The 4,642-nt window shown below is 71.3% G+C and carries 5 protein-coding genes and 1 pseudogene; 2 read left to right on the forward strand and 4 right to left on the reverse strand.

Annotated features, from left to right (window positions below; all coding sequences use genetic code 11):
• Together AE652_RS35730 and AE652_RS35735 are read left to right on the forward strand one after the other, a co-directional pair.
• A pseudogene (locus AE652_RS35730) lies at positions 1-203 on the forward strand (2-phospho-L-lactate guanylyltransferase); the annotation flags it as partial.
• Between the two features lie 85 nt (positions 204-288).
• Complete coding sequence (locus AE652_RS35735; RefSeq protein WP_030257846.1) at positions 289-510, forward strand: hypothetical protein; 222 nt, start codon at positions 289-291, stop codon at positions 508-510.
• Between the two features lie 236 nt (positions 511-746).
• On the opposite strand, the gene AE652_RS35740 is transcribed toward AE652_RS35735, so the two are convergent.
• The 4 genes from AE652_RS35740 to leuC form a co-directional block, all read right to left on the reverse strand.
• Entirely contained in the window at positions 747-1,508 is a 762-nt protein-coding gene (locus AE652_RS35740; RefSeq protein WP_049659168.1) for an HU family DNA-binding protein, read from the reverse strand.
• Positions 1,509-1,641: 133 nt separating this feature from the next.
• Positions 1,642-1,989: a hypothetical protein gene (locus tag AE652_RS35745; RefSeq protein WP_369808362.1), complete on the reverse strand. Its 348-nt coding sequence runs from the start codon at positions 1,987-1,989 to the stop codon at positions 1,642-1,644.
• 182 nt (positions 1,990-2,171) lie between these two features.
• Positions 2,172-2,768 carry a 3-isopropylmalate dehydratase small subunit gene (gene leuD, locus AE652_RS35750; protein ID WP_049659169.1) on the reverse strand — a complete coding sequence of 199 codons (597 nt, stop codon included), beginning with the start codon at positions 2,766-2,768 and terminating at the stop codon, positions 2,172-2,174.
• Between the two features lie 3 nt (positions 2,769-2,771).
• The gene (gene leuC / locus AE652_RS35755; protein ID WP_049659170.1) at positions 2,772-4,196 is read right to left on the reverse strand and encodes a 3-isopropylmalate dehydratase large subunit; all 1,425 of its coding nucleotides are present in this window, start codon (positions 4,194-4,196) and stop codon (positions 2,772-2,774) included.
• Positions 4,197-4,642 lie beyond the last annotated feature (446 nt).

Genomic DNA, 4,642 nt, shown 5'->3' on the forward strand with positions numbered 1-4,642 from the left:
GCGCGCCCGGGCGCCCGCTCTCCCCCGCCTTCGGGGACGGCTCACGGGCCCGGCACGCGGCCGGCGGCGCGCTCGAACTGCGCCTGCCGGACGTGGAATCGGTGCGCCGGGACGTGGACACCGGGACGGACCTCGGCGAGGCCGCGGCGCTCGGCCTCGGCCCGCACACCAGCGCGCTGTTCGCCCGCCTGAGCCTGCGCTGAGCCCGTCCCGGCCCCTCCGGAGCCCGCCCGGCCCGGCGCCGACCTGCTCCCCGGCCCGGGCGGGGCCGCTCGCTATGCTGCACGCATGCAGGCCACCGCGTTCACCTTCGACCCCGCCACCCGGGCCGGCTCCGTGCTGCTCGACGACGGGACCCCGGTGCCGTTCGACGCGGCCGCCTTCGACGCCGGCGGCCTGCGGCTGCTGCGCCCCGGACAGCGGGTGCGGATCCGCACCGAGGGCACCGGCGAGGCCCGCCGGGTGGTCTTCGTGACGCTCCAGACCTTCCCCGACCCCGCCGAGGGCTGACGGCCCCGTCGGGCTCCACCCACGCCGCCGGAACCTTCGGGCCCGACCGGCCCCGCCGGGGACCGGCCCGCACCCCGCCACCCCGCTCGGAACCGCCCCCTGCCGACGCACGCCGCGGATTCCTGACTAAGCGCCCGGAAATCGAAAGAGCCGCGGCGACCGGTCTCCGCGAATTCACGGGAGGGGGGGTGCCGCGGCTCTGGGCCGAAGGCCGTCCGAAGACGGTCGCGCGGGACTTACTTGGCAGAGGTCTTGCGCGCGGTGGTCTTGCGGGTGGCGGTCTTCTTCGCCGGCGCCGTCTTCTTGGCGGTGGCGGCCGCCTTCTTGGCGGTGGCCGTGGTCTTCTTGGCGGCGGCCGTGGTGGTCGCCTTCTTCGCGGCGGCCGTCTTCTTGGTGGCGGCGGCCTTGGTCGCGGTCGCCGTCGCCTTCTTGGCGGCGGTGGTCTTCGCGGCCGTCGTCTTCGCGGCGGTGGTCTTCGCGGCGGACTTCTTGGCGGTCGCCGTGGTCTTCTTGGCGGCGGCCGTGGTGGTCGCCTTCTTGGCGGCGGCCGTGGTCGCCGTCTTCTTGGCGGCGGCCTTCTTGGCGGCCGGGGCGGCGGCAGCGGCGGCGGCGCGCTTGGTGGCGGCACGCTTGGCGGCCGGGGTGGCGGCCACGCCGCTCTTGCCCGGGGTGAGGGAGCCCTTGGGGGCCTTCTTCACCGAGGGGCCTTCCTTCGGCAGCTTCTTGCTGCCGCTGACCAGGTCCTTGAAGCCCTGGCCCGGACGGAAGCGCGGGACCGAGGTCTTCTTGACCTTGACGCGCTCGCCGGTCTGCGGGTTGCGGGCGAAGCGCGCGGAGCGCTCCACCTTCTCGAAGGTGCCGAACCCGGTCACCGAGACCCGGTCACCGGCCACAACAGCACGGACCATGGTGTCGAGCACTGCGTCGACGGCCTCTGCGGCAGCCTTGCGACCGCCCAGCTGCTCGGCCACCGCTTCGACAAGCTGAGCCTTGTTCACGTCTTCCCCTTCGGAAACGGGCGCCGGATGATTCCATCCGTTCTTTTCGCACGTTAGGTATGTATCTGCGGACTTTCAATTACCAAACGCGCGAATCACCCTAGTGTCGCAATGGATTTGCGCGTCGGCGACCTCAGTCGAGCGGCGGGGGCCCCTCGTCGAGGTCATGTACAAAGCGACTCAACCGCCTTGCCGCCTCCGGAAGATCGCGCTTGGCGGTCTCGGTGACGATGAGGAGTTGACGGGTGAGAGCGGTCTTTGCATCGGCAGACACGTTCAGCGCATGCACGCGGGCGTGAGCTTGCTTCAACCGCTCGGCCACAAGCGCGTAGAGCGCTACGACTTCCTGGTCGTCCGGCCCCTCAGCTGGTGCGGAGGTGACGTCCGGCCGGTCGTCAATTCGGCGTTCGGATGGCCGGCCCATGGAGTCCTCAGTCGCGGGTTCGCCGCCCGCGTACGGAGGTTCATGGTGCCGGTGCATGTACTGATTGTGCCATCTACCCGCAGTTGTACTTGCGCGGGGCCCTCTTCCGCAAAGCCAAATGGGCAATCCGGGGCGGGCCCCGGCGCTAACTCGTGCTCCGGAACGACGGATGGCCCGGCCCCCCCGAGGGGGGCACGGGCCACGCGGTGGATCGTCAGAATGCTTGTTCTGAGGGGAACTCAGGCGACCGGCAGAGTACGGGGCTTGAAGGCCGGACGGGTCTCCTCGAAGGCCGCGATGTCGGCCTCGTTCCGCAGCGTGATGCTGATGTCGTCCAGCCCGTTGAGCAGCCGCCACCGGACGTTGTCGTCCAGTTCGAAGGCCGCCGTGACGCCTTCGGCCCGTACTTCGCGCGCCTCCAGGTCGACGGTGATCTCGGCCGAAGGGTCACTCTCCGTGAGCGCCCAGAGCCGTTCCACGGTCTCCTGCGGCAGGACGACCGTCAGCAGGCCGTTCTTCAGGGAGTTGCCCCGGAAGATGTCGGCGAAGCGCGAGGAGATGACCGCGTGGAAGCCGTAGTTCTGGAGCGCCCAGACGGCGTGCTCCCGGGAGGAGCCGGTGCCGAACTCGGGACCGGCCACCAGGACCGTGGCGCCCTGCCGCTCGGGCCGGTTGAGGATGAACGACTCGTCCTTGCGCCAGGCTTCGAACAGGCCGCCCTCGAAACCGGATCGGGTGACCTTCTTGAGCCAGTGGGCGGGGATGATCTGGTCGGTGTCCACGTTGCTGCGGCGCAGCGGGACGGCCCGGCCGGTGTGGGTGGTGAACTTCTCCATGGCTCAGGCCTCCACGGGAGCGACGTCGGCGGTCAGGTCGGAGGGGGACGCGAGGCGGCCCAGCACGGCGGTCGCGGCGGCGACCTGCGGGGAGACCAGGTGGGTACGGCCGCCCTTGCCCTGCCGGCCCTCGAAGTTGCGGTTCGAGGTGGAGGCGCAGCGCTCCCCCGGGGCGAGCTGGTCGGGGTTCATGCCCAGGCACATCGAGCAGCCCGCGTGGCGCCACTCGGCGCCGGCCGCGGTGAACACCTTGTCCAGCCCCTCCTCGACGGCCTGGAGCGCGACCCGGACGGACCCGGGGACGACCAGCATCCGTACGCCGTCGGCGATCCGGCGGCCCTCCACGACGGCCGCGGCGGCCCGCAGGTCCTCGATCCGGCCGTTGGTGCAGGAGCCGACGAAGACCGCGTCGACCTTCACCTCGCGCAGCGGGGTACCGGCCTCCAGGCCCATGTACGTCAGGGCGTTCTCGGCGGCCAGGCGCTCCTGCGGGTCGGCGAAGGAGGCCGGGTCCGGCACGTTCGAGCCCAGCGGGGCGCCCTGGCCCGGGTTGGTGCCCCAGGTGACGAAGGGGGTCAGCTCGCTCGCGTCGATGAAGATCTCGTGGTCGAAGACCGCGTCCTCGTCGGTGCCCAGGGTCCGCCAGTACGCGACGGCGGCGTCCCAGTCCTCGCCCTGCGGGGCGTGCGGGCGGCCCTGGAGGTACGCGAAGGTCGTGTCGTCCGGGGCGATCATGCCGGCCCGGGCGCCGGCCTCGATCGACATGTTGCAGACGGTCATCCGGGCCTCCATGGAGAGGCTCCGGATCGCCGAACCGCGGTACTCCAGGACGTAGCCCTGGCCGCCGCCGGTGCCGATCTTCGCGATGACGGCCAGGATCAGGTCCTTGGCGGTGACGCCCTCGGGCAGGTCGCCCTCGACGGTGACCGCCATGGTCCGGAACGGCGCCAGCGGCAGGGTCTGGGTGGCCAGCACGTGCTCGACCTGGCTGGTGCCGATGCCGAACGCCAGCGCGCCGAAGGCGCCGTGGGTCGAGGTGTGGGAGTCGCCGCAGACCACGGTCATGCCGGGCTGGGTCAGGCCGAGCTGCGGGCCGACGACGTGCACGACGCCCTGTTCGACGTCGCCGAGCGAGTGGATCCGGACGCCGAACTCGGCGGCGTTCCTGCGCAGGGTCTCCAGCTGCACCTTGGAGACCGGGTCGGCGATCGGCTTGTCGATGTCGAGGGTGGGGGTGTTGTGGTCCTCGGTGGCGATCGTCAGATCGGTGCGGCGGACCGTACGGCCGGCCAGCCGCAGCCCGTCGAAGGCCTGCGGGCTGGTGACCTCGTGGAGCAGGTGGAGGTCGATGAAGAGGAGGTCGGGTTCGCCCTCCGCGCGCCGCACGACGTGGTCGTCCCAGACCTTCTCTGCGAGTGTCCGTCCCATCGGATTCCCTCCAGCCGGCCGCGTTGCCGGCCTTCTCGTGTCGTCGAGGTCAAAGCGTGTGCGCCGCCCTGAGACTCCCGGGCCGCTCCCGTCCAGAGTGGCGCTTTTCGCCGGAGATTGAACTTGTGTCTCGCGGAGTGAGATCGCGGTCTTAGCGCATGGACAGCGCGCGGCGACCCGTCCACCCCCCGTCCGCCCCCGGCCGGCCGGGCCCCGCGAAGGCTCGGTGGAGGCTCGGCGGAGGCTCCGCGAGGGCTGCCCGGAGGAGCCTGCGGAGACCCCCGGGAAGGGTCGCGCGGAGGCCTCACGGAACGCCGAAAGGGCCCCACCCGGTCACGGGTGGGGCCCTTTCGGAAAGCCTTCGACGCACAACGAAAAAGACCCCGGACAACCGGGGCCTTTCCAATTTCTGGCTGGGGTACCAGGACTCGAACCTAGACTAAATG

The organism is Kitasatospora sp. MY 5-36 (assembly GCF_001182915.1).
Classification (GTDB): Bacteria; Actinomycetota; Actinomycetes; order Streptomycetales; family Streptomycetaceae; genus Kitasatospora.